This is a genomic window from Dehalobacter sp. CP (assembly GCF_047652685.1).
Classification (GTDB): Bacteria; Bacillota; Desulfitobacteriia; order Desulfitobacteriales; family Syntrophobotulaceae; genus Dehalobacter.
On sequence record NZ_CP157399.1, the window covers coordinates 2,348,716 to 2,372,589 of the forward strand.

The following is a 23,874-nucleotide window of genomic DNA, read 5'->3' on the forward strand; positions in this document are numbered from 1 at the left end:
GTTCTATTGGTATTTTATACCATTGGCGATAGTTTAGCAAGAGAATTATGAACAATTATTTGTCTACCCCAAATAAACATTTTGATTATGCCACTCCAGATAATAGGGATCGGGCAGCTGATCCTTCCGCTCCGGCAAAGCAAGCAACTTACTGCCATGATGGGCATATCTCGTTTCCTGCCGGTTAAATTAATTTTTCCATTTGAGTATAAGCCACTTATTCTTTATGCTCTGAACTTATCACATCATCTTCCCTCGCTAACAGAATCATTTTTGGTTCGGAGCTTTCTATGTATATGCGCTCTGTTTGCCGCTGAACCTCCTGCAGCTGCTCAATAATAACGGTTACTACCTTATTGAACAGTTCCATATACATCTTCTTGTAGTCCGCCATTTTGTATCACCTTAATAATTGAATATTTTTCAGATTCTTGCGGTCCCTTGGGATCAGACCCCTTTGGTTCGGTTATTAATAATTCTCGTACGATACCATTCGGTATCTATTTTACTTTTTCTTCCTGATAAAATCAATAAAAAAGGATACTATATAGTATCGTAACAGGAGGAGCGTGCAATGCAAAAATTATTACAAGATGTACACATTGGCGTGAATATTCAACGTTTGAGAAAAAGCCGGAACTATTCACAAACTGATATGATAACCAAGCTGCAATTATTAGGCCGTTCCATGTCAAGAGCCAATTATGCCCATATTGAGCAAGGAGTCAGGAACATCTATGTCAGCGACCTTATTTTATTAAAAGAGATTCTCAATGTTGATTATGAGGAATTTTTCAAGGGCTTAACCGTATGAAGAAGTACGTTCTGGGCCGCTCAAATATGGTATAGATAACTTAATCTTTGCTCCTCAGTCATCAGGTTCAATTTCGCCAAAATCAGTATCTTCATCCAAGATAGCTTATATCTTTTTATCTCGAAGCAGTTCAAATGGATCAGCAGACTTTTTAGGCATTCATTCCCCCCGATTTATTTACTCACGCCGCCTGTGCATTTTTGTTGATGCTTTCAATAACAGTCCGCAGGTTGATGAACACCGCCACATCATCAAACAATTCGCTGATACTTCCCATATCTGTGAATGGGCTTTCCTGCAGCACCGACAGGTCTTTCATCATGCCGTTTTTCACGATGTAATTAACAACCTGCCGTACAAAATACATCTGTCTACTGTCCAACCCAGCTTCATTTAGGAAGCCGGAAAAGGCTTCGTTGGCGGCTTTCTGGCTAAGCCCCACAATGGATCGCACCAACTCGCCAAGTGGGGCTTTTCCATACTGGGCGTCATACTGTTCTTTTGTACCCAACTCGTTCCACAGGATGCATTCGAGCACCTGTACATCATCCGAAGTCAACGGCTGGTTGCTCTTGAGCTTGGCAATAGCCGGAATATCCTGATGCTGAAGGATATAGTAGTTGACCTTTTTCTTGTAGTTTGCCAAATCATCGTTGTCCAATTGGGATTCTTTCCATTCCATGGATAAAACATCATCCGTGAAGTCGGTATCATAACGTACCCGGACCCTTTCCGGTATGAACTTTATCAAATCCCGCAGCTTCAGCCTGATATCCTCATAGTCCGAAATACCCGCGCGATCCAAATAATCGTTATGTATGATTTGCTCAATTAGCTCCTGCTGCTGGGCAATGGCCGGAATCGTACCGTATTTTGATAGTTCCGCCGCTTTGTGAACCACATCGTTTTTTGCCCGTTTGCAGCTTTTTTCAGACAACATAGCCAGCTCAATCTGATAGATGAGCATGTCAAACCGCGCCGCCGCAATATCGTCGGCTGTAGGCAGTACAAGCGGAGCAATATGCTCGGCAATCTGCAGGGTGTTTTCATAAGTCAGGGTATCAAAATCATCCTCGGACTGGTATTTATCAATAATGCGCAGGTGTTGTTTTACGGCAAAGTTGTCCCGCGGCAAGGCCTTCACCTGCGCCGCCAGATCCTGCACAAGCTCTTTACGGTATGCTTTAAGCGCATCTGTCTGGTAAGGGAGTTCTTGCAGCTTGTACACCAGCTCGAGCTTTATATTGAACATACGCTCCTGGAGCGTGCTGACCGTCCCTGCCTCGCGCCCTTTGACATGCAGACGGAAAAATTCAAAGTTTCTGCACAGGTCAAAAATATAAAACAGGCGTTTGTCCCCACTGTCGATAAGCCCTGCGCATGTACGGGTACCACGTCCGATCATTTGCCAGAACTTAGCCCGGCTCATGACCTTTTTAAAAAAGACAAGGTTGAGAATTTCCGGTACATCGATACCGGTATCCAGCATGTCCACAGAGATAGATATTTGCGGCATTTTGTTTTTATCCGAAAAGTCGTCAATAATGCTCTGGGCGTAATTAGTATAGTTATCGATCACCCGCACGTAATGGTTGGGATAATCGGGGAACTCCCGATTCCACACCTCCAGAATTTTTTCGGCATGATTATGATTCTTAGCAAAGATGATGGTCTTGCCAATTTTTTCGCCAAACTCCACCCGCTGTCCATGTTGCATCAGAATATGCAGCGCCTTTTTGATGGTGTCGCTGTTAAAAATCCACTCGTTGAGGGCGCTGGAATCGATGGTGGCAGGCAGATTGCCTTCTTCATCGGCAAAGGTGTTCTCATACTCTTCCTTTTCTTCCGGCGAAAGATCCTCATAAGTGATGCCTTCGCTCATAAATTTCAGCTCGGTTTCGATGGAGACAAAGTCTACCAGATAACCATCCTGTACCGCCTGGGAAAGTTCATAGCCATAAGTAGGCACGCCGCTTTCTAAATCAAAAATCCCATAGGTGTTTTTGTCTATTTCATCCTTTGGCGTGGCCGTCAACCCTACCAGCAGCGCATCAAAATAAGTAAAGATATCCTTGTATTTGTTATAGATACTGCGATGGGCCTCATCGACGATAATCAGGTCAAAATGCCCCGGCGTAAACAATCGGTTATCGTTCTCATCCCGGGTAGCGTCGATACAGTTCATCATCGTCTGATAGGTGGAAAACACCGCACGTGCGCTGGCCTCCTCCTTTCCCTCGGTGAGGTTACACAGCGAAAGGTTTGGCATAAGATTATGGAAGGTACGTTTAGCCTGGGTTACCAATGCATTGCGGTCGGCCAGAAACAGCAGATTTTTCACCCATCCATGGCGGATGAGTACATCTACAAGGGAAATAACTGTCCTCGTCTTACCGCTACCGGTAGCCATGACAAGCAGCGCTTTACGGCGGTTACGTTCGTCAAATGCATCGCAGATTGCTTGTACGGCCTCTTTCTGATAGTAACGGTTTGATAGTTCATCACTGATCCGTACCGCCCTTAGAGCAGTACGGCTTTTCATTTTATTAAACTCTTTTTCCAAATCCCGCTTGGAATAGATACCTGAGACTGGACGCTCAGGATAATATTTGTCACTCCAGATGCGGGTTTCGTAGCCATTGGTCATAAAGATGACCGGCCGCTGGCCGTGTTTCTTTTCCAGAAAGTCAGCATATAATACAGCCTGCTGACGTCCCTTTTCCACATTGACACTGGTGCGCTTGGCCTCAATGACTGCCAACGGCAGGCCGTTATCTCCAAGAAGAACATAGTCGGCGGAACCCTTGCCAGATTTATTTGGCATCTCATCGATGGGATACTCGTCAATCCAATTAGGGCCGCGCTGCCAGCCGGTATCCTGAAGCATGACATCGATATATGCCTTGCGGGTCTGCGCTTCCGTCATATCCATGGGTTTGACGGTATAGCCCTGCTTGAGCTGTTGCACACGCTTGGCAGTGAGCTTTTCGCGTTTGGGGAAGTTCTCATCCAACAGGGTCTGGAAGTCCACCTCATCAGCATCTGGCGGCATTACTGTGACGACTGCCGGTTCCGGTTTTGCTTCCAATAAGGCTTTGTCAAACGTAACCTCGGTGTACTTTGTTCCGTAACAGTAGGCAACGAAATCCAGAAAGCTGTGCAAATTCTGCAAAGCAAGTACCGCCTGGTCGCGGCTGACGCTCTTGGCATTGTGAGTGGCGTTATTGCCAACTTTGCGCAGATAGTCCAACTTGGCAAGCATACCTGGGGGAATTAAATCCTTGAAATCCTCGGTGCTGATCAGGGTAACCAGCTTATCCTCATAGGGCTTTTGAAGTGACCCATCCACACTGTAGACCCACTTGACCGCAAATTCCAAGGCCGTCCGGCACGCGGTAGCGCACAATGCTGGCGAAATGGGCAGCACCCGCTCCGCCGAGACGGCTGCCTCGGCAAAGGGTTTAAATTGTGGATCATTTAATAGGAAATCAAAGTTGGTGCGCATGGCGGGTCACCTCATTATAATTTGCGTCGCATAGAATCCAGATGGTATGAAATGTTCCTCAACGCATTTGCTTCATCGCTAAGATTGCTCTGCTTGTTGTCCGTATACCCCATTTGATGAGCATATTGTAATGTCAGCATATATTTTTCACTGTATTGCTTTCCTCTTCCGTCAACAGATGTATACTGAATACTGACCGCGTAATCATTTTTTAAAGTTTCATCTTTTTTCTCTAATACAATGAACTCAAGTGTTTGAGATGGAGCTAAAATAACATTTTTAAGGAAGTTCTCTGGCAATGCCCCATCACACAATTTGAGATTTGGCGTTATCGAGACATTATCAAACTTTGCACCACTTTTCCCATAGTTCCTAATACGTAAATAAAAGCATAAGTCTCTGGGGTCTTTATCTAAATAAACAAAAACATATGGCCGAGACTCCGCCTCTCTGCTTTCCTTCATTTCTTTGATAGTTTTACGATTATATAAAACAATGATCACTGTAGCAATAACGTATATTAATGTTAGCAGGGACATTACAAATCCTTGATTTGTGTTTAACCAATTGATCATAATCAGAAAACCTCCCCTCTAAAGCACTTTTGCATTAGGGATTTGTAGTTGAGTCTCATCTTTTTGAGGGATTTTTGGAGCAGAGATTTTTGCGCTTCGGTTTTTTCTACAAAAGCTTTAAATTCATTCTGCAGAGAAATAGGCGTTATTGGGATTTTAATATTTTGTAATTCCTGTGCATTTATATTGGCCTGACCAACAATTGCTTTACACATATCATAAAGCAATTCTTTGCCATATCTCGAATTTAGAAATGCGGAGATATACTCAGGATTAGCTTTTTCATTTGTTCTAACACGAATAATATACCCAGCAATAATCATAGGAGTATTTTCTTTGAAAATCGCGGTTTTACCAACTAATTCTTTACTATTAGTTCGGTTAAACAACAAATCGCCTTTACGAATAACATATTTCTCATATTCCTTCTCATCAACATTGATATATTTCAAATCGGTTAAGTCAATACCACCACTATAGGTGATATTGTTCATCCGTAAATAGACGTATACCCCATCTGCTTCTGCGGGCTTACTTGTGCCATACTTCACATCCCTTACCAGATCTCGAATCGCCCCAATCTCCCACCCCTTCGGGTTGGTCGCCGGGTCGCCGAACATCTCGATAAATTGCGATTTTATGAGCAAATCCAGCTTGTCCAGTTGAGCCTTGCGCAGTTCAATAAGCGCGGAGGCTTTGTTCAGCACATCAGCTATCTTTTGTTGGACATCCAGCGGTGGCACAGGGATAGGAAACTCTAGCAATTGATTCTTTGATAACTCGATTTGATTTGTTGAGCCATTAACACACTTTTTGTATAATTCTCGTTGTGTCTCGTCCATCATAAAATAATAACGAACAAACAAAGAATTGATATGATCATAAGGTCTTAACAGCGTTACATGGCTATCTATTGAATAAATAAAAGCATCTTCTATATTAAAGACATTACATCTTCCTAAAGTACCAGTACCTGTTGAATTAATCAACACATCTTGTGGTTGCAGAAAAACAACTTTATCTGCATTATTCTCGTTTTGATACTTCACATTATCTATCCTAATACCATCCCAGTACACACAGGCTTGATTTATCACTCTTATTCTAGATTCTGGCACATAGGTAGGGGATTTTCCGCGCATTACACATGAAAAACAATTTCTAACTTTAGATATATCCCACCTACCCATGGAGCATCTCCTCCAGCTCCGCAAGCCCAGCGGTAATCTCCATTTCCAGCTCGTTAATCTCCGTCATGATCTCCAGAGGATGGAGGTACTCCTCCTCCACATAGGCGCTCTGCTTATATTTGTTGATGGAAAGATCATAATCGTTACTTACAATTTCGTCCTTGGGCACAAGGAAACTCTGCTCGGTGCGCGCTCTGCCTTCTTCTTGATCCAGCGCATGAAAACGCGCCACGATATCAAGGATATCGCTCTGCTCGATCGGCGTACGCTTGTCATCCAGGCTGTAGCCGTCGGACTGCATATCGTAAAACCACACCTTGTCGGTACCGCCGCCCATCTTGGTAAAGATGATGACGGCAGTGCTCACTCCGGCATAGGGCTTGAACACACCGGAGGGCATGGAGATAATCGCCTCCAGCCTGTGGTTTTCAACGATTTCCTTACGGATGGCCTTATGCGCCGTAGATGAACCAAACAGCACGCCGTCCGGCACGATGGAGGCGCAACGTCCGCCGTTTCTAAGCATCCTGAGAAACAGCGCCAGAAATAAAAGCTCAGTCTTTTTTGTTTTTGTCACTTTAATAAGGTCGTTAGATACAATATCATAATCCAAGCTGCCCTTAAAGGGCGGATTAGTCAGGATCTTTGTATATATTCCAGTATCGTTGTTCTGGTCAGAAAGGCTGTCCTTATACACGATCTGCGGATTGGAAATGCCGTGGGTCATCATGTTCATGGCACCGATGCGCAGCATGGTGCGGTCCATGTCGTAGCCGGTGAACATGGTACTATCGTAATGGGTCTTGGCTTCTTTGTTATAGAAAATTTCGTTCAGATAATGTTCTTTCAGATATTCGCCCGCTGCAACCAAAAAGCCGCTTGTACCGCAGGCCGGGTCGCAGATGATATCAATCGGTTTCAGGTCAAGAAGCTCCACCATCATGCGGATAATATGCCGCGGTGTACGGAACTGACCATTGGTGCCCGCTGTGGAGAGCTTGGAGAGCATGTATTCATACAGGTCGCCCCGAGCATCCCGCTTATCCGGCAACTTGTCAATCAGAGCATACATCTCATCAAGAGCTGTTACGATTTTCTCAAGCAACTGCGGAGTAGGCACCTTGAAAATCGCATCGGCCATGTATTTGGCGTAAGTCCCGCTATTTCCGTTTAATTCCTTTATAAACGGGAACACTTCGGCCTGCATTGTCTGATACATGGATTCTGCAGGCTTATCCCGCAGGACAGTCCATTTCAGATGTTCTTTTCCGGCAAACATGCTGGTATAAGGAATACCCAGCATACTGACTTCTTTCTGACGAGTATTATCGGTTTGATCGAGGTCACGGATAAACATTAGGTATGTAATCTGTTCAATGACGTCCAACGGGTTCGTCAGTCCCCCTGTCCAAAACATCTCCCAGAGTTTGTCTACTTTGTTTTTCGGTTCGCCTGTTATCATGCTTGTGCTCTCCAATTCGTATGTTAGTCCTGTTGTAATATTTGTTTTAGTATATCGCAGAAGCGAAATGTAGACAATCGTTGACGTACCTCCTTTTAAGTGCAAAACTGATTTAGAGATAAGCCAACTTTTTTCGTCGGATAATTTTTCCTCCTACAAATGGTGATTAAGCATCAGGCCTTTCTGGACTCCGTTAGGGTACAAATAAATTAGCTTCTTTCGGTTAAATACCGGATTGGTCTATGAATAATACTGTGATGATTAGGGCAAACGATGAGCTGGTTATTCGCGTCATTGTTAAGGCTCTGGACAAAATAATCAATGTGATGCGCTTCGGCAACTTTTGCACCATATTCTGCGCCGACATACTGCCCACAGATTTGGCACCTGTAACCATAGAGCAGTTTTAAGTTCTCTCCGATTTTCCGGTTTAGCTTGCGAAATTTTACTATTCTTTCATCTTCAAGAATGCTCGCGGTTTTATCTTCTATGTCATAATTAAATTTTGCTTCCATGACCAATTCGGACTGGTTTTGGACTGCTTTCTTAATTGAGATAATATCTTCGGCTTCGATAGTCTCCAATATATAGGAACTTCTTATTATTAGCCTATTGGTATAAAAGACTATTAAGTAATATACTTGATTATTTCTTCTTGTGTTGTAACGCTATAGCATCTTCGTGTGTTTGAAATTTTCTTTGAAAACAGCGATAGAACCAGTTGGGAATGAGCACAGCTTTCTTTCGATGATCAAAAATAAAAGATTGTAGAGTTTCGAGTTGGGCATATAATTCTGAATCAGAATAATTTACTTTATTGTTTAGAATCAATTCATACTCATTTTTCAGCTCTTTTAACGTACCTAAATCACAATAAATATCTTTGCACTGATTTAAGAAAAACTGCCATATAGGGATAGCCCATGCCAACATTGCAAAGAACTGGAATAAGCTTGATTTCGCCAGAATAGCAATTAGTAAAATTGCAACTGACAATATCATGCAAGCCGCAATATTAAACCATAAATAATTTTTACGAAGTTTGCCGTCCCATCTGATATTCTCTTGCTGGCAGTGAAATATCTGTTCTGAGATTGAAAGGCTATAATAATCACTATACCAATTTTCAACTTTTTTTAAATCTAGAGAAGCATAGTCAGCTGTTACATTGGCAATATCATCTCTATTGAGTATCCCAAAATTCATATGCATACCATATAATTTAACATCAAAAGTCTGCTGGATTTTGGCACCAATTTCTTTCAAATTATTCGAGATAATTCCACAACAAAAATTGACTGCCAACAAAATCATAGAAAACAAAATAGATAAAGCATTTACTGTATCTGAAGAACATTTAGTTGTGAGAACCGCAAACGCTGCAGTTCCGATAGTACTTAGTATTATACCTATATACAATATTTTTTTTGCCTTGTTGTAAAATTCTTGCTGTGCCATAAGTAGCAATAGCATATCTCGTTTATTCTGTTGTTTATAAATAAATTTTTTATCCATAGGCCGGAAAATCACTCCCAAACACTTCTCCCCAAAGATTTATAGCCTTTTTTTGATCCTTTTCTGTTAATTCTGCATATGAAGCTTTGCATGCCTTATCATAATCTGTAAGCGCTTTATTACTTATTACTACTCTATCTGCATATGAAAGGGCATTGATATCTCCCTGAATATTCTTCATATCATAAATAGGATTGTAAATATGCTGAGATACATAAGGCAAGGCATCTCTGAAGCGCAGATCAATATATTCTGAGAGACTTGAAACTGTTTGACAATAATCTATTAAAAGCGTTTCTAATAGATATGAAGGCAATGTTGTGGCATTTTTTACCTTGTTCCACTTCTTAAACAGTCGTATGAGTTCTAATACTCGTTCATCTTTATTTTGATTTGTGCTTGTGACTTTTTCCTTATCAATAGTAGGATCAGTTTTTTTCCAATTTCCCTTACTATTTGGAATTAAGTAATATGCGCGTCCGTCACTCTCAGTAACTGTATGAAAACATGGTATAATATCAAACGACCAATCTTTGGATCTTAGATTTAGAACTATAGCTTCACCGCTTCGTTTAACTTCTGATCTTGAATATTCTCGAACATTTTCAAGTTGTTTCTTGAATTTGTTAACAACTTGCGTGCTGTTTAATGTTTTATCATCTCTTGTACAATCTTTTTGCGCCTGATTAGTAGTACTAGCTGTAATTCTAACATTATCCCAATTATCATAAGAATTGTAAGTAGCTCCATTGGCTGCAATACCAACCATGAGATCAATATCGTTAAGTTCTCTACATTTTGTATGTCTGGCAAATGACCCAAAATGGATATTAAATGATTCGCATAAATCAAAAAAGCCATCAATGTTATCAAACTCTGCTATATTTGAAAGCAGATTGTCCCGACTTTGTCTAGCATTGGTAGTCACGTTTGGGTCGAGGTTTACTATATCTCTCATAAATTCCGAAAAAGCAGAATTAACTGTTATTGCCATTTGTTACCCTCCCATTCCTTTGCAATATCTTGATGTTTCCATTTTATTCTTTTATACGAATCCAATTTTGGTGCGCATTATAGACATACTCCTACTTCCCTTTAAGGACTAATCGTATCATTCTTGCACCTTCCCCAACCTCTCCGCTACCTCGACATCTGCCGGACAAAACGCATACTGTCCCAACTCCTCCGCCCTAACCCACCGAATATCCCGGTGAACCTTTCTTTGCAACTCCCCCTCAACAATCCGTCCCTCAAAGAAAGTAAAGCTCATCTCTTTATCCCCATATGTATGCCGAGTCTCCGCGAACACCTCTTCGACCTGTATCGTCACTCCCAGTTCCTCCCGGCATTCCCGAACCAGACATTCCGCCAAGCTCTCCCCTTCCTCCAGCTTTCCGCCCGGGAATTCCCAAAGCAGTGGACAGCTACCGCTGTTGTCTCGCTGACAGATTAAGATTTTCCCATCCTGCCGTAGAATTGCCGCAGTAACCTGCGTTATTTTCTTCTCTTCCATCGTCTCAACCCACAATCAATTGATTGGTTTTCTTAATAAATTTAAATTCCTCAATAAGCAAACGAAGCCCGCTCCATTTAATAAAGGAGACGAGCATATCGATCCGGTCGCAGGATAAGATTTCTCTTTTTAGTTCAGCGAACATGCTGGGCTCATGCCCTACTCCGGTGAATAAGGAGCTTGCCGCCAGGGAAGTCACCGGACGCACGACCTCCGCTTTATCATTTAACTTTAAGGCATAGATACTGTTTTCTTTATCGAGCAAAACAAGTAACAGCTCTGCTTTCTCATCAACAGATAATGCTGTGAGTCTGTCTTCGGGAAGATCATTAGCCAGAAGGTCAATCATCCGGTTGGCCAGTGCCGCTTGGTCTTTAATACCGCCGCCATTGTCCTTAACATTGGACAAGGCTGTTTCCAGGACTTCAGCCAGATATTTGGAGAGTATTCTCGGAGCTTCTTCCTGGTCGATTGCTGATGTTTTAATCAGCTTTTCATTGGAGGCGGAAAGTTCTTGACGAAGAAGCTTATTAATCAGTTGTTCATAGAGACCGGTTTTTAGCATAGGTTGTCTCCTGTATATTGAAACAAACATAATATGGGTAAATTCACCATATACGTTATTATTCTCCCTAAATCTTTCATATCCTGTTAATTTTTTCAAAAATAAACTAAAAAACGAAAGAAAAAAACACAGTTTATGACTATGTTTTTTTCTTTCGTTCCATAAAAAGAAATTAACCGCCCACTCAGATGAATAACGGTCTATTCCGTTACAACAGCCGACCGCCCTTAAAGCAACTGTTGCGGGGAATCATGTCTCCAGCACGATTCCTCTATTTGTATTATATACCATATTAAAGTAAAAATAAAGAGTAATTGTAAATTTGTGTTAATATATGGTTTATTATGGTAATTTATGTTATAATAACCCTGCAACAGATGGCGTGCAGGGCGGTCGGCATTCCCTCCGGAAAGGAGGTGATGCCATGGAAGTATATCAAACATTAACACTGATGATATCCTTCGGGACATTGGTGGTTTTGATACTTTCTTTCCACAAACGGAAATAGACCGCCACACTGCAAAGTAAACGGTCTATTTCGTTTACCAAAGCCGACCGCCCTTAAAGCGGCTGTTGTGAGGAATCATGTCTTCAGCATGATTCCTCTTTGCTTATATTATATACCATATTTAAGTTAAAATACATAGTTATATGTAAAATTTTGTTAACCACAGGCTTTCCTCTACATTAATTATACCAAAAACATTTCTCTAATAACATTCTTATATTTATCCTATATTTTGTGTAAGATAGAGATTATCATACTTATGCCAAACTTAGGGGGTAAACTTTTGGAACGGAACGGCCTTGATCAAGATTTTGAAGTCAGGCGCCTGGAGCAGGTGCTGGCTATTGCCCGGGAACAATTAGACTGTGCCCTGCAAAAGAGCGAAGAAAATAAAGACGCCATTATTGCGGCTAAATTAGATATGTGGGAAGATACTTCCCGCTCCATCTCCGGCCTTTGGAATATGGATAATTTTCATGAGCTTGTCGAGTTGAGCCAGTACGCCAATCCGGTGTCGGAACGGGTGTCGGATTATGAACGGGATGCCGCTAAGATCCTGGCTTTAAAAAGATTGCTCTATTCCCCCTACTTTGCGCGGATCGATTTTCAGTTCGAGGGCGAGGAACTGTTTGAGCCTGTCTATATCGGGCGGTCTTCGCTTCAAGACGGCCTTACCCGGGATATAATCGTCTATGACTGGAGATCTCCCATCGCCAGTGTCTTTTACCGCTTCGGCCCGGGGAAAGCGTTCTATGAGTCGCCGGGCGGCAAAATAACGGGAGAGGTTCATTTAAAACGCCAATACGAGATCAAAAACGGCGAGCTGCAATATTTCTTCGATGCGGATATCCAGATCATTGACGAATTCCTGCGCGAACTGCTTTCCCGGAATGCTTCCCCTAAAATGAAAACTATCGTCGAAACCATCCAGAAAGACCAGGATATGGTGATCCGCGATCTGGAAATGGATTTGCTGATGGTCCAGGGAGCTGCGGGAAGCGGCAAAACTTCGGTGGCGCTGCACCGCGCGGCTTATCTGATGTATCAGGGGCTGGCGGCCAAGCTGGCTTCCAATGAGATTGTGATTATTTCTCCCAACACGCTGTTTGAACAATACATCGCCAATGTCTTGCCTGAGCTGGGCGAAAAGAATGTCCATTCGCTCGTCTTTGAAGAAATATTCGGCAAGGTTTTGCAGACTGATTCTATCCAAAGCAGGAATCAATATTGGGAAGGCCTGCTCTCCGTAGGCCTTAGCGGCAGGAGTATCGCCAAAAGCAGCATGGCCTTCAAGGGCTCGGGTGTATTCGCTGAAATTTTAAAACGTTTCATTCAGGACTTGCCTTACCGCTGGCTTCCGTTTGCTGATATTTACTATGACGGAAAGGTTGTTGCCGGCCGGCAATTGCTGAAAGCGAAAATCCTGAGGGGCGGTCAGGAATTCCTGCTGAGTGTGCGGTTAAAGCAATTGGAAGCGTCGATTCTGCAAATCGTCCATGAGCTGCGTCCCAGCCGTCTGGAAAAGTTAAAAAAGTTTATTCAGGCCAAGCCCGAGCATGAATTCGAAGCGGAAGAAGTTACCCGGCGGTTATCCATTCTGGAAAGCGCCGCCTTGCTGAAGAAGATACGAAGGTTTACCGAGCTGGATTGTGCGGAGCTTTACCGGAAGCTGTTCAGTGATAAAAGCTATTTTTATCATTTAGCCGAAGGTCTGGAGCTGCCTGATTGTATGGAAGAGATTATTGACTACACCAGGGAAAACCTGCAAAAGGATGATTTGCTCTATGATGACGCCCTGGCCCTTACTTTTCTCCATTTAAAAACATTCGGGTATACCGCTTACCGGGATATCAAGCAGGTTGTGGTCGATGAAGCCCAGGATTATGATCCCCTGCATTTCGAAATACTCCACGGTCTGTTTCCCAAAGCGCATTATACCATCCTGGGCGACATTCATCAGACCATAGGAAAACGTGTTGATCCAGCACGCTATGAACAGATTGGCAAAATATTCGCCAGACCTAAATCGACGCTGGTGACTTTGGACAAAAGCTTTCGCTCCACCAATGAGATCTTGACGTACAGCGCCAGGTTTCTTGACCAAAGCGTTAAGCTCCATAGTTTCGGAAGATCGGGAGATGTGCCTGCCGTGTTTACGGCGCCAGACCGGGCGGCTCTGACTGCTCTCCTGCTTGCGGAAATTAAAACCTGCCGGGAAAAGGGTTACCAATCGGTCGGATTAATCTGTAAAACGGAACACGACGCCCTTTCCTTATATGCGCAGCTCAAGGACCAAAGCGATATTCAGCTGCTAAAAGGTGACGTTCAATTTGATTTAAGCGGTGTATTCCTGATCCCGGTCTATCTGGCCAAAGGCCTGGAATTTGACGCCGTACTCATCTGTGAAGCCGATCAAGCGCATTATCACAGCGCTGATGATAAAAACCTTTTATATATTGCCTGTACGCGGGCGCTGCATAGACTGAACCTGTTTTATACCGGGGAGATCAGCCCGTTTTTATAATACCGCTAACCAAGGAATTCAATCGTATTGCGGTTTTGCATTCAGCTTTGAATTATAAACCCTGTTCGTTCCGGATTAGTGTCCGATAATATGGATTAGTGGCTTGAATCTTTTAAAGCTTAAGATTGCAAAAAGGAAAAAGATGCTGCAAGTTTAATGTGCAGCATCTTCTTTTGTTAGTATATGGTTTAATCTGGTAATTTATGTTATAATAGCCCTGCAACAGATGGCGTGCAGGGCGGTCGGCATTCCCTCCGGAAAGGAGGTGATGCCATGGAAGTATATCAAACACTAACACTGATGATATCCTTTGGAACATTGGTGGTTTTAATACTTTCATTCCATAAAAGGAAATAGACCGCCACTCTGCAATGGATAACGGTCTATTCCGTTTTTCAAAAGCCGACCGCCCTTAAAGCGGCTGTTGTTGTGGGGAATCATGTTAGCTGCATGATTCCTTTACTTATATTATATACCATATTTAAGTTAAAATACATAGATATATGTAAAATTTTGTTAATCATGCGAATACTCCCTTTCCATTAATTATGCCAAGAACATTTCTTTAATAGTATTCTTATAATTTATTTTTTGGGCTTAATACTGCCTTGGCAATGGCTGCACCGCCATCGGGTTCGATTTGGAAGAATACAACGAGACATTGATTATTTTCAATATCAAGGGTTACAGAATATAAAGAGGTTCCTATTTCTGGCCGGGGGAAATAGATTTTAGCCGGTTTATCCTCAGTACAGTTTTTTAACGCCAAGAACGCTCCAGCCCCATATTCGTTTTTGTCCCCGCCCTCGGTGTTAACCATGATCTCATCTGCAAGTTCTCTGCTGCAAAGGGCTTTAAGATTATCATATTTTTGTTTTTGGGAAGCAATATAGCTCTTAACTGCCCAGCTCATGATTATCTCCTCCTGCCGGGGGGAAATACATTCCAGCAGCTTGGTTGCCTCAGCTTCCGTAGGTTTTTGATAACCTATTTTTGTTCCCATGATTTCTACCAAGCCATCAGAAAAACAGACAATATCATCATACCAATAAAGGCCGTCTTCTGTTAAACTGGAATATCCTGTTACGGTCCAGATACCGCCTTCCCCTTTTTTCTCAGGTTGGACAAGGTTTATAAATACCGCATTATGATCATCCCATGCATAAAGAAATGAAGAAGTCCCATCCGGTCCATGATACAGATTCTCGGCTTGCCCTCCGGAAAGGTTTAACATTCGAATGGCGCTTGTGTCTGGAACCAGGAGAAAGCCTGCCTTTCCGTTATCGGCTTGTTTTTGCAGCGCCGCTGTTTCTTCCCGGGAAAGAGAAGGAATCACCTTTTGATAAGCCTGAGCAAATTTTGCCGGCGAATCAATTTGAGTAGTAGAAAATACGGGAACTTGATTCGCAGGCTCCGATTGGACCTGTGAATTTTTGATTGCTGAACTGCAGCCTGATATGGATCCAAAAATAAAGATCAAAGCAAGCATTACGCTCACTCTGTATATATCGTTGTATATATTGTTGTTTATCCTGAACATCCGGTCCCCTCACCTTACTGCCTAATTCCAATCCATTATATCACTTTTAAGGATTTATTTGTCTATTTGGCCTGTATAAGGTTCGATTATTTTCAATATAATCATAGAGATTATGTTACAATAAATGGTAGGATAAATTATTTCAATCATTCCTGCGCAAACAGCAGACAGCCTCCGCTTATTCAATCACGCATCCGGATCTTCTTCTTCGTTTTTTCCTTCTTTGCCTATATTATACTCAAAGATTAGCGGGAAACAAAACAAAAAGCCGGAACAAAACGAATCGCTCCAGCTTGAATTCCCGCCTTGTGAAACCTATTTTTTCAATTCCCTGACTGGCCTGGCCTCGATATACCCTCTGTAGCCCATGGGCGCCAGCTGGAATCGCGGGCCGTCCTCGTCCGCCCACTGAAAACCATAGATTTCCGGATTGTAACTTTTCATGACTTCCCATAATTCTTCGATCGCCTCGCCAAATTTCGAATCATCAAAAGGCTGACCCTGAAAAACCATCATCTTGCACGGCGACAGGTTCATGCTCTCGTAACCATCCGGAATTTCCCCCGTATAATCCGCCGGAACCTCAACCCCTTGGGCATAAAGCGACGTATCCGGCCGGCGCAAATTGTCCGGCAGCCACATCCCAATGGGTTCATAGATGGCTTCTTTAATTGCGGAGAGCTGTTCCCAGACAGCACACCCTACTTCTTCGCAGTATTCAAAATAATGGGTCGCTTTTAAGCCGCTTTTGAAGATCAGTTTCCGGGCGGAACGTTCCACCACTTGTACAAAGACCGTGTTTAACTGAGAATGATCAGACATATTGCTCTCTCCTTTTTGTTTCGTCAGGTAATAATCACGGACATAGCCGGGTATGAAAAGTTTAAGAGATGCCGTTTCTTTGTTTTGGCTGTACGTTTTCGGCGTAATTCCGAATTCTTTGGAAAAGGCCCGGGTGAATCCTTCATGGGAATCAAAGACGAAGTCGAAAGCAACATCAATGATTTTCCGATCCCTGTCCTTCAGTGTAACAGCTGCCTGGGATAACCTCAAAGCCCGGATGTATTCAAACGGTGCTTTTCCGATCAGATCCTTAAACATTCTGGCTGAATGCCAGGGCGAATACCCCGCCGCCCGGGCCAGAGAATGCAGGGTAATGGGTTCGGTCAAATGTTCATCGATATACTCCTGCATCCGCTGTACTGCTTTAATTTTTTCCCAGTTTTCCATGTTCTCACCTGCCAGTTCAAAGGATAACAAATATGCTTATTTTTTTCTTGACTTCTTTTGCGATTGTGAAGCACCGCCCTGTTTTAAAGATTGATTTCCCATAGTTCCTGACCCCAAAAAAGCTGCACATTTGTACAGCTTTTGTAACGATGGTTTATTTTACCGGAATATGCTTTAACTCTAAAAGTATAACGGTCTAGAATTTGATCCTCGGTATGTCCGCTTCCTTAAGATTGTCTCCCCAGGTCCAGAAATGGGCTTCCCCGTTGACTACCCGGAAAAGAATAAAGTTCGGATTATTCGGGGTATCAAAACCAAGGGCCTTGAGAAAAGGTCTTTCTTCCAGGGCCTTTTCCCTTAAAGCGGAATCCTCAACAAACTCCACATCGCCCATTATCCGTAAATGCTTGATGGGCTGCAAGGTGACAAAACAAAGTTCCACCTTGGAATTGGCACGCAGTTGTTTATACAAATCCTTAGAAGCAGCAGTCGTAAAATAGATTCCGTCATCTTTCACCCACAAAGGAACCATTCCCCTACCCCGGGGCTGGTCTCCCTCAATCGTACATAGGGTACAGGTCGCCTGACTCTCCGTAATAAATTGCATACAATCCTTAAAATCCATTTCAGTACCTCCTTTAGATTTTTCATTTTTTAAAGATAACTTATATTTATCGTATTTTTAGTAAATAGGAAGGGCTGTCCTTCTAGATTATCCTATAAAAATTATCCTGATTGCTGTAATTTGACTTCTTCTATATCCCCGTCAATATCTAATCGTAAACTGGGGTTCTTTCTCTTATAATTTTGATAACTTTCATTATCATGCAAAAAGATATTTTTTTGCTAATCATCGACACTCCTGCCATAGAAGCCCTTTAATTTTGCCTTGTGTGTATACATAGCTTTATCAGCTTGAGTAAATGTAGAATATATACTTTCATTTTCATTTTTAATATAAAAAGAATATCCATAAGCAAGAACAATTTTAATGTCGCGTTTTTCATTAATTGCAAATAAGAAGTGATCTAAATTCGTTAAGGCGCTATCCACTTGTTCCCTCGAAGTCTCCTTGCAAATAATACAAAATTCATCACCGCCAATCCGAAATGCTTTACCAATGCCCGAAAAACTTTCCTGTATGATTTTTGCGGCATGGTAAATTATTTCATCTCCGACTTTATGCCCGTATTTATCATTAATACTTTTTAAGTTATTGATGTCAACCACAACAATTGCTGCATCTTTATCCCCCTTAAGAAATTGATCCATCTCTTTTTCAAATGCTGAGCGATTATTAAGTTCAGTTTGAACATCATGTTTAAATTGTGACTCCCGTAAAAAAATATAATATATCAGTAAAGAAATAGAGACACTTCCCCAAATAACTAGTATTTCTTTAAATAAAATTTGAATAATGATCCCAATTATAGGAATAAAACAGATCAAAGATAAAATAATTTTATCATTCTTTTCAAATTCTGCACTTTTTTCAATGACTGTAATGACCATTAATACGAAATAAAAGATACTAATTATAGTTGGCAGTAGAAATAAATTCCCCCGTGTATATTGATTTTGAGCATCGACGAAAAAAATCCAGCCTGTTTTGTAACTTGAAATGCATACAAAAGCATTAAAATATAAGGGCAAGGCCAAAATACGATTAGCGAAAATCCCTTTTTCCCTTTTGCTATTAAAGAATAATAGAATGTATGGAACTACTGGGCACAAAGAAAAACCTATAATGTTAGCTATGCGGTGAGGTATTACGAGGTGTTTGTTGCTTGATAGTTCCATTAAAATAGTCGTTATTTCTAATAGAAGCAAAATAATTGTAATCAATGACACAAATATATAAATTTTATTCTTATAATTATTAACAACAATGTTCCGCTTAGCCAAATATATTGCGAAGCAAAGAATGATGATTGCTAGAACATCCGTACTGATTGATGTTGTCATATTCGATTCGCTCATTTCATTCGTAAAGATACTATTTAGAATTAAGTATACTATAGAAATGGAAATGTAAATGTAAATAATTTTGGGCAAATAAATTTCTTTGCATTACATTCATATATCTCAGATTTTGGTAATACAGCCTAAGACGCCATGGACGGCGTCTCCCAGAAATCTTTAAGTATTAGAATATTTGATAAAACAATATTGATTTAGTCCGATACGGCTATCTTCCATAGTTTTAATTAGTTGAAATCCCATATGTTCGTACATTGGAATATGATTGGAATTATCTGTTTCTAAGATAATTGGAATACCTTTTTCTTGGCAATTCTCAACAATTGGGGTAATCAATGCCCTTAATTTGCCTTTACCCCGTTCTTCATGGGCAACAGCAACAACATTTATATGATAATAGTTCTTTTTAATAAATTGTTTATGCCAGTTTAAATTAATAGCTTTTGAAACTGATCTGACGTTATTTGCGTATAATTCAAAATCCTCTTTACTAACTTGTTTCCTTATTTTTTGTGTTGCCTGTATACTAAGTATAATTTGCTTTAACATTTTTAATTTCTTTTTTTCATAGCCTATTATTACTGAATTAGACTTATCATCTAACGAGTAAACATCTCTTGTTTTTACAAAAACACCTAATTGAATCTGGAAGAGCTTTGTAAGAAATTCTTCCTGATAAATTATTCCTTTTATCTGTAATACAGTTAAGGGGTCATCAATAAAACACTCTGTCAGAAGCTTAGCAACTGGTTCAATTTGATTTTCAGTTATCCTTATCATATTAACTAACCCCCAGCGAAAATCTTCTACTACTATTCGCACATGGATGTACGGCTATTGCATCCTATTACGTATAACTATGGAATTTCCGAACATTTATTCGGGAATTTCCACTTGGCTAAAATACCCAATTTTGTTTAATTCTCTTTTATTTTTCTATTTCCTTTTCTTTTTTACAATAATTTGCAATAAAACTCTAAGGTATGGACTTTTCCCAATCGCTCCTAAAACAATTCGGACTGACAATTGCGGCACGATTTAAGATCACGGGTCTTTACCACATCATTTTCGCCGACACTGCCAAACAGCAATGGAGATTCCGGATTATGCGCAGCATCATTTTTCTGTGTAACCGGCGAGCTTTGCTGCAAGCGACTTAAAAAACTTAAGATGATACGCCGTTGTATAATCCGCATTGAACAGAATCGGGTCGTACCGCCAAATCACCTTGTCCTTGCCAATTCTTCTAGACAGTTCTTGAAATGTTGGAATCACAATATCATTTTTTGACGGTACATTCGGTTCAATATCTTTTCCGTAGGCATTAAGGGTAAACTGAAAATAATAGGTGTAGGCTCTCAGCTCGTCCAACCGTTCAAGCATCGGCGCCGGATTTTTCGTCCAGAAAACAATACCGTCAACGACATCCGGCGAAAGGTCAATTTTACTGATGTGATGAATATTCATCGGGTTACGGACAAGAACAGACTTTTCCTTTAGGCGATTATAAAACCATTTTGCATAATATGCCGGGATATCTGTTCGCCTGCTTACACTTATTATCATTGTCGTTTTTCCTTTTTAAAATTGGAGAACAAGTTGTAGGCCCGGATAAAAAGAGTTGACGCCAGAGCCCCCAATCATGGAATAACGATGTCTACCTTATACATAAAAAGCATTTAAACAGAGAAACATTAATAACAAATTTTAATACTATGGGGGTATCCAAAAATGAAAGACTCTATTGGAGCTGCTACCATTGCAGGTATTATTGGCACAATGATCATGGACGTCTTATCCTATATAATTATCGCTTTGGGAATTCCGATGACATCTCCATGGAATATAGCCGCAGATGTTTTTCTAAATTGGAGTGAAGTTAATTCACCCATCGGGATATTTTTAGGAATAGTCGGAACAATGGCCTTGGGTATTGGCACAACCATAATATTAGTTATCGTCATGAAAATGACCGGTAAGGATTTTGCCATTTTAAAAGGCATCATCGTGAGCAACGCCGTTGGGTTTGCTTCGATGGGATTGTTTATGCCCTTATTGAATATTGCCCCTCAAATACAATTGGAACCTCTCACCAATCTGTTTGCGCTAATCATTTTAACGATTTTTGGCGTTATTATATCTTTCATCCTTAAAAAATACGGTACATTTGAGATTTAACCCGTTATTTTATTTTCAGCGTTCGCAGGTACGCCTTTGCTTTGTCGCTGATCCGGTAGCTCTCAATCGCTTTCTGGATCGCTTTGTTATGCGTCCACTTCTCCAGACGCTGTTCCTGAATGTACGGTAAAGCCGCTTCGTACTGTTTAGCCAATGCTGTTGCGAAATACCAGGCAATCATCATGTTGACATAATATTCCTCCGACCGGATACCCGCCACCAGATCAAGCATCTCCGGCCGGAAATCGTCATCGAGATAGAAGCTCATCAGCATTCCCATCCCGAAACGCACTGTATAGGTCCGGTTGGATATCAGCCAGACTTTGATTTTTGCGTAGAGCTCTGGTAAATGCTTTTTAAATATCTTCGGTGAAATCAGATCACAGGTTGCCCAGTTGTCGATGTACGGCAGAAAGGCGTCAACGGCGCGAGCTGCGGTCTCATAATCCTTGATCGTTTCAATCAGGAAACCGTGCAGATTATTTTCTTCATAATAGGCGTGCGGCAGGATTTGGAGAAACTCCGAAGCCTCCGGCGTTTTGGCAAATTCCCGGGCGAGCTTCCGCAGATCCGGTGTGCGGACGCCGATCACGGTTTCCGGGTTCACTGTAGGCATAAGTTTGCACGCAAACTCTTTGTATTTCAAATCCTGCAGTTCGAATAGCCGGCGCTGTATCTCTTGTTCTATGCCACTCATCGTTTACCCTTTCATTGATAGAAATCTCGAATTTCCATTTATTTGTATAATAAAATCATCAATCATACCACAGATAATCGGCAGTCTCTTCGAATACCCAAGTAGTCGTTTAACCCCAGATTTAGAATCGTATCCATCTTACCCGAGATTTTTTTGTTTTTTTGAAGGATATTCCATTTATAGAAAGAATTATTTAACTATTGATTGATAAATAAATAATAGGGGGTGTTATTATGGAATTTTCGGGTGCTGCTCTTGGCTTGTATTTTATTTTCATGATTGGAATTATTGTCAGTTATGTTTTTACAATCATCGCAATTTGGAAATTATCGAAAGCCCATCAATCACTCGCAGAAACAGTAAAAGTAATCGCTGAGAACATTAAACCAAAACAGGAATAATAAAGACAAAAATAAGCAGAACACCGATCAAACTGATATGCTCCCCTTGTGTAGACAGTTTAAATAACAAAAACTGTTTATTACAAGGAGGGGCTTTTTTTGGCTCGCGAGTCTAACTCAACGTTAGGAGGAAGTAACGCAAATCCCTTTTTCCGCCGGATTGAATTGGTACCAGAAAACGATCTCCATTTATTCCAATAAAATATCCAGCATTTTTTTCGTGTTATTCAAGAAAGAACGCGTGATTTGATAGTGCTCCGTCTCTTCATAGCGTACCTGCTCAAATCCGTCACGAATCTGATAGATCAAGGCATCCGGGTAGGCCATGATGATCGGGGAATGCGTGGCAATGATAAACTGAGACCCTTCGTTGATCAATTCATGCATCCTTGTCAGCATCGACATTTGCCGTGAAGGAGATAACGCCGCCTCCGGTTCATCCAGAATAAAGATACTCTCCCGGCAAAACCGATTCTGAAAAACCGCAAAAAATGACTCGCCATGCGACTGTTCATGCAGCGATCTTCCGCCATAAGCCCCTTCCAACATTAAATCTTCAACATTGGAGGCAAAATTATAAAAGCTCTCTGCTCTGAAGAAGAAACCATCTCTGGGCCTTTTGGCTCCTTTGATAATTTTGATATATTGATTCAAGTCTGAATGCGTCGCTCTGGAAGTAAAATTGAAATTCTTTGTCCCGCCTTCCGCATTAAAACCAAACGCAACCGCGATTGATTCTAAAATAGTTGATTTCCCCGAACCATTTTCCCCGACGATGAACGTTACTTTGGGGTGAAAAGACAACCTGTCTAAGTTCTTGATGGCAGGTAAATGAAAGGGGTATTCCGCAAAGGAGGGGACACGCTCCCTGTCTAATTCAATATAGCGTATGTACTGGTTAAGGCTGTTGAATTCCATTATCCTACCCCCTTAACGATTTGATCCTAACCGCTCATTGATTGTGAATTCAATAAGGCTCTTGCTTTACCCCGGAAGAATCTTTACCAAAAAAGTCCGTTCTCTGGGACCATCAAATTCACAAAAGTAGATTCCCTGCCATCGGCCAAGGAGGAGCTTGCCATTTTGAATCATCACGGTTTGGGAGGGGCCTACCGTACTGCTTTTTAGATGGGCGGCAGAGTTCCCTTCATAATGCCTGTCTTCAGGATCATGCTGCGGGTAGATCTTATCCAGCCTGCGCAAGAAGTCCGCTTGTACATCCGGGTCAGCGTTTTCATTAATCGTGATCCCTGCTGTGGTATGGACCGAAAAGACAACGGCAATCCCTTCCTGGATGTTTTCCTGCACCAGATATTTTTCAATCTGAGCCGTAATATCCAACATTTCTTCCTTTTTATTCGTTTTTAAATGGATTTCATAGAGCATGATGATTCCTCCGTAAATATGATAGAAGCCAATCACTTATTCCATTTGGTAGTAATATTCATAATTATACCATTATTTATAGTTATTTCTTTTTTCTTTGGTTTTGAGAATATTTTTCTTAGGGCTATTATATTTTCACTTCATGCACCTTGCCCATAAATAGAATCGTCCCCGTTTCATCATCCGCAATGATGAACAGAAATGGCCGGTCGGCGATGAAAGCCAAAGGTTCGCTAAACCCTTCGTCATTTCCACAGCAGTCGCTGCGGCGGCTTCACTGCCCTCTTCGTT

26 protein-coding genes are annotated in these 23,874 nt (G+C 41.5%); 6 read left to right on the top strand and 20 right to left on the bottom strand.

Translation table 11 applies throughout. From position 1 onward, the window contains the following. Window positions 1–217: 217 nt before the first annotated feature. Window positions 218–394, bottom strand: a complete 177-nt coding sequence (locus tag AAH944_RS11675; protein WP_415535040.1) for a hypothetical protein — start codon at window positions 392–394, stop codon at window positions 218–220. A gap of 180 nt (window positions 395–574) precedes the next feature. Between AAH944_RS11675 and AAH944_RS11680 the strand changes: the two genes are divergently transcribed. Beyond that, window positions 575–814: a helix-turn-helix domain-containing protein gene (locus AAH944_RS11680; RefSeq protein WP_415535041.1), complete on the top strand. Its 240-nt coding sequence runs from the start codon at window positions 575–577 to the stop codon at window positions 812–814. 181 nt (window positions 815–995) lie between these two features. Here AAH944_RS11680 and AAH944_RS11685 read toward each other — a convergent pair whose 3' ends face one another. The 9 genes from AAH944_RS11685 to AAH944_RS11725 all read right to left on the bottom strand — a co-directional run bounded on the left by AAH944_RS11685 (window position 996) and on the right by AAH944_RS11725 (window position 11,139). Next, on the bottom strand, window positions 996–4,319 hold the full coding sequence (locus AAH944_RS11685) for a DEAD/DEAH box helicase family protein (protein ID WP_415535042.1): 3,324 nt from the start codon (window positions 4,317–4,319) through the stop codon (window positions 996–998). Between the two features lie 14 nt (window positions 4,320–4,333). Further along, window positions 4,334–4,894, bottom strand: a complete 561-nt coding sequence (locus AAH944_RS11690; RefSeq protein WP_415535043.1) for a hypothetical protein — start codon at window positions 4,892–4,894, stop codon at window positions 4,334–4,336. Window positions 4,895–4,896: 2 nt separating this feature from the next. Then, entirely contained in the window at window positions 4,897–6,084 is a 1,188-nt protein-coding gene (locus tag AAH944_RS11695; RefSeq protein WP_415535044.1) for a restriction endonuclease subunit S, read from the bottom strand. Beyond that, a complete protein-coding gene (locus AAH944_RS11700) occupies window positions 6,077–7,546 on the bottom strand; it encodes an N-6 DNA methylase (protein WP_415537876.1) in 1,470 nt (489 codons plus the stop codon). The genes AAH944_RS11695 and AAH944_RS11700 overlap by 8 nt, the downstream gene beginning before the upstream one ends. A gap of 209 nt (window positions 7,547–7,755) precedes the next feature. Further along, window positions 7,756–8,130: a hypothetical protein gene (locus AAH944_RS11705; RefSeq protein WP_415535045.1), complete on the bottom strand. Its 375-nt coding sequence runs from the start codon at window positions 8,128–8,130 to the stop codon at window positions 7,756–7,758. 61 nt (window positions 8,131–8,191) lie between these two features. Continuing rightward, entirely contained in the window at window positions 8,192–9,061 is an 870-nt protein-coding gene (locus AAH944_RS11710) for an S-4TM family putative pore-forming effector (protein WP_415535046.1), read from the bottom strand. Continuing rightward, entirely contained in the window at window positions 9,054–10,055 is a 1,002-nt protein-coding gene (locus AAH944_RS11715) for an SMODS domain-containing nucleotidyltransferase (protein ID WP_415535047.1), read from the bottom strand. The genes AAH944_RS11710 and AAH944_RS11715 overlap by 8 nt, the downstream gene beginning before the upstream one ends. A 117-nt stretch (window positions 10,056–10,172) precedes the next feature. Beyond that, a complete protein-coding gene (locus AAH944_RS11720; RefSeq protein ID WP_415535048.1) occupies window positions 10,173–10,574 on the bottom strand; it encodes a (deoxy)nucleoside triphosphate pyrophosphohydrolase in 402 nt (133 codons plus the stop codon). A gap of 4 nt (window positions 10,575–10,578) precedes the next feature. Further along, window positions 10,579–11,139 (bottom strand): hypothetical protein, encoded by a 561-nt coding sequence (locus AAH944_RS11725; protein WP_415535049.1) that lies wholly within the window; start codon window positions 11,137–11,139, stop codon window positions 10,579–10,581. A 451-nt stretch (window positions 11,140–11,590) separates the two neighbouring features. On the opposite strand from AAH944_RS11725, the gene AAH944_RS11730 reads away from it, so the two are divergent. From AAH944_RS11730 to AAH944_RS11740, 3 genes are all read left to right on the top strand, one after another. Further along, on the top strand, window positions 11,591–11,647 hold the full coding sequence (locus AAH944_RS11730) for a hypothetical protein (RefSeq protein ID WP_353845759.1): 57 nt from the start codon (window positions 11,591–11,593) through the stop codon (window positions 11,645–11,647). Window positions 11,648–11,930: 283 nt separating this feature from the next. Beyond that, window positions 11,931–14,171, top strand: coding sequence for a HelD family protein (locus AAH944_RS11735; protein ID WP_415535050.1), 2,241 nt, complete (start codon window positions 11,931–11,933; stop codon window positions 14,169–14,171). Window positions 14,172–14,444: 273 nt separating this feature from the next. Then, on the top strand, window positions 14,445–14,528 hold the full coding sequence (locus AAH944_RS11740) for a putative holin-like toxin (RefSeq protein WP_353737771.1): 84 nt from the start codon (window positions 14,445–14,447) through the stop codon (window positions 14,526–14,528). A gap of 220 nt (window positions 14,529–14,748) precedes the next feature. On the opposite strand, the gene AAH944_RS11745 is transcribed toward AAH944_RS11740, so the two are convergent. From AAH944_RS11745 to AAH944_RS11770, 6 genes are all read right to left on the bottom strand, one after another. Further along, complete coding sequence (locus AAH944_RS11745; protein ID WP_415535051.1) at window positions 14,749–15,660, bottom strand: hypothetical protein; 912 nt, start codon at window positions 15,658–15,660, stop codon at window positions 14,749–14,751. Between the two features lie 366 nt (window positions 15,661–16,026). After that, window positions 16,027–16,941, bottom strand: a complete 915-nt coding sequence (locus AAH944_RS11750) for a helix-turn-helix domain-containing protein (protein ID WP_415535052.1) — start codon at window positions 16,939–16,941, stop codon at window positions 16,027–16,029. Window positions 16,942–17,137: 196 nt separating this feature from the next. Beyond that, window positions 17,138–17,566, bottom strand: a complete 429-nt coding sequence (locus AAH944_RS11755; RefSeq protein WP_415535053.1) for a pyridoxamine 5'-phosphate oxidase family protein — start codon at window positions 17,564–17,566, stop codon at window positions 17,138–17,140. A 221-nt stretch (window positions 17,567–17,787) separates the two neighbouring features. Continuing rightward, window positions 17,788–18,741 (bottom strand): GGDEF domain-containing protein, encoded by a 954-nt coding sequence (locus AAH944_RS11760; protein ID WP_415535054.1) that lies wholly within the window; start codon window positions 18,739–18,741, stop codon window positions 17,788–17,790. A 339-nt stretch (window positions 18,742–19,080) separates the two neighbouring features. Beyond that, entirely contained in the window at window positions 19,081–19,701 is a 621-nt protein-coding gene (locus AAH944_RS11765; RefSeq protein WP_415535055.1) for a GNAT family N-acetyltransferase, read from the bottom strand. A 336-nt stretch (window positions 19,702–20,037) separates the two neighbouring features. After that, complete coding sequence (locus AAH944_RS11770; RefSeq protein WP_415535056.1) at window positions 20,038–20,487, bottom strand: DUF1848 family protein; 450 nt, start codon at window positions 20,485–20,487, stop codon at window positions 20,038–20,040. Window positions 20,488–20,652: 165 nt separating this feature from the next. On the opposite strand from AAH944_RS11770, the gene AAH944_RS11775 reads away from it, so the two are divergent. Then, the gene (locus AAH944_RS11775; protein ID WP_415535057.1) at window positions 20,653–21,099 is read left to right on the top strand and encodes a hypothetical protein; all 447 of its coding nucleotides are present in this window, start codon (window positions 20,653–20,655) and stop codon (window positions 21,097–21,099) included. Window positions 21,100–21,103: 4 nt separating this feature from the next. Here the strand turns inward: AAH944_RS11775 and AAH944_RS11780 are convergent, their stop codons facing one another. Further along, window positions 21,104–21,796 carry a DNA alkylation repair protein gene (locus AAH944_RS11780; protein WP_415535058.1) on the bottom strand — a complete coding sequence of 231 codons (693 nt, stop codon included), beginning with the start codon at window positions 21,794–21,796 and terminating at the stop codon, window positions 21,104–21,106. A gap of 233 nt (window positions 21,797–22,029) precedes the next feature. Here AAH944_RS11780 and AAH944_RS11785 point away from each other — a divergent pair, with 233 nt between their 5' ends. After that, complete coding sequence (locus tag AAH944_RS11785; RefSeq protein ID WP_415535059.1) at window positions 22,030–22,197, top strand: hypothetical protein; 168 nt, start codon at window positions 22,030–22,032, stop codon at window positions 22,195–22,197. A 189-nt stretch (window positions 22,198–22,386) separates the two neighbouring features. Here the strand turns inward: AAH944_RS11785 and AAH944_RS11790 are convergent, their stop codons facing one another. The 3 genes from AAH944_RS11790 to AAH944_RS11800 all read right to left on the bottom strand — a co-directional run bounded on the left by AAH944_RS11790 (window position 22,387) and on the right by AAH944_RS11800 (window position 23,809). Then, complete coding sequence (locus AAH944_RS11790; protein WP_415535060.1) at window positions 22,387–23,115, bottom strand: AAA family ATPase; 729 nt, start codon at window positions 23,113–23,115, stop codon at window positions 22,387–22,389. A gap of 66 nt (window positions 23,116–23,181) precedes the next feature. Further along, entirely contained in the window at window positions 23,182–23,583 is a 402-nt protein-coding gene (locus AAH944_RS11795; RefSeq protein ID WP_415535061.1) for a secondary thiamine-phosphate synthase enzyme YjbQ, read from the bottom strand. Window positions 23,584–23,710: 127 nt separating this feature from the next. Beyond that, the gene (locus AAH944_RS11800; RefSeq protein ID WP_415535062.1) at window positions 23,711–23,809 is read right to left on the bottom strand and encodes a serpin family protein; all 99 of its coding nucleotides are present in this window, start codon (window positions 23,807–23,809) and stop codon (window positions 23,711–23,713) included. Between the last annotated feature and the right edge of the window lie 65 nt (window positions 23,810–23,874).

Excerpts from the sequence above, each read along its gene's own strand:
- AAH944_RS11675 (WP_415535040.1), bottom strand. The coding sequence starts at position 394 with ATGGCGGACTACAAGAAGATGTATATGGAACTGTTCAATAAGGTAGTA.
- AAH944_RS11680 (WP_415535041.1), top strand. The coding sequence starts at position 575 with ATGCAAAAATTATTACAAGATGTACACATTGGCGTGAATATTCAACGT.
- AAH944_RS11685 (WP_415535042.1), bottom strand. The coding sequence starts at position 4,319 with ATGCGCACCAACTTTGATTTCCTATTAAATGATCCACAATTTAAACCC.
- AAH944_RS11690 (WP_415535043.1), bottom strand. The coding sequence starts at position 4,894 with ATGATCAATTGGTTAAACACAAATCAAGGATTTGTAATGTCCCTGCTA.
- AAH944_RS11695 (WP_415535044.1), bottom strand. The coding sequence starts at position 6,084 with ATGGGTAGGTGGGATATATCTAAAGTTAGAAATTGTTTTTCATGTGTA.
- AAH944_RS11700 (WP_415537876.1), bottom strand. The coding sequence starts at position 7,546 with ATGATAACAGGCGAACCGAAAAACAAAGTAGACAAACTCTGGGAGATG.
- AAH944_RS11710 (WP_415535046.1), bottom strand. The coding sequence starts at position 9,061 with ATGGATAAAAAATTTATTTATAAACAACAGAATAAACGAGATATGCTA.
- AAH944_RS11715 (WP_415535047.1), bottom strand. The coding sequence starts at position 10,055 with ATGGCAATAACAGTTAATTCTGCTTTTTCGGAATTTATGAGAGATATA.
- AAH944_RS11720 (WP_415535048.1), bottom strand. The coding sequence starts at position 10,574 with ATGGAAGAGAAGAAAATAACGCAGGTTACTGCGGCAATTCTACGGCAG.
- AAH944_RS11725 (WP_415535049.1), bottom strand. The coding sequence starts at position 11,139 with ATGCTAAAAACCGGTCTCTATGAACAACTGATTAATAAGCTTCTTCGT.
- AAH944_RS11740 (WP_353737771.1), top strand. The coding sequence starts at position 14,445 with ATGGAAGTATATCAAACACTAACACTGATGATATCCTTTGGAACATTG.
- AAH944_RS11745 (WP_415535051.1), bottom strand. The coding sequence starts at position 15,660 with ATGCTTGCTTTGATCTTTATTTTTGGATCCATATCAGGCTGCAGTTCA.
- AAH944_RS11750 (WP_415535052.1), bottom strand. The coding sequence starts at position 16,941 with ATGGAAAACTGGGAAAAAATTAAAGCAGTACAGCGGATGCAGGAGTAT.
- AAH944_RS11755 (WP_415535053.1), bottom strand. The coding sequence starts at position 17,566 with ATGGATTTTAAGGATTGTATGCAATTTATTACGGAGAGTCAGGCGACC.
- AAH944_RS11760 (WP_415535054.1), bottom strand. The coding sequence starts at position 18,741 with ATGGAACTATCAAGCAACAAACACCTCGTAATACCTCACCGCATAGCT.
- AAH944_RS11765 (WP_415535055.1), bottom strand. The coding sequence starts at position 19,701 with ATGATAAGGATAACTGAAAATCAAATTGAACCAGTTGCTAAGCTTCTG.
- AAH944_RS11770 (WP_415535056.1), bottom strand. The coding sequence starts at position 20,487 with ATGATAATAAGTGTAAGCAGGCGAACAGATATCCCGGCATATTATGCA.
- AAH944_RS11775 (WP_415535057.1), top strand. The coding sequence starts at position 20,653 with ATGAAAGACTCTATTGGAGCTGCTACCATTGCAGGTATTATTGGCACA.
- AAH944_RS11780 (WP_415535058.1), bottom strand. The coding sequence starts at position 21,796 with ATGAGTGGCATAGAACAAGAGATACAGCGCCGGCTATTCGAACTGCAG.
- AAH944_RS11785 (WP_415535059.1), top strand. The coding sequence starts at position 22,030 with ATGGAATTTTCGGGTGCTGCTCTTGGCTTGTATTTTATTTTCATGATT.
- AAH944_RS11790 (WP_415535060.1), bottom strand. The coding sequence starts at position 23,115 with ATGGAATTCAACAGCCTTAACCAGTACATACGCTATATTGAATTAGAC.
- AAH944_RS11795 (WP_415535061.1), bottom strand. The coding sequence starts at position 23,583 with ATGCTCTATGAAATCCATTTAAAAACGAATAAAAAGGAAGAAATGTTG.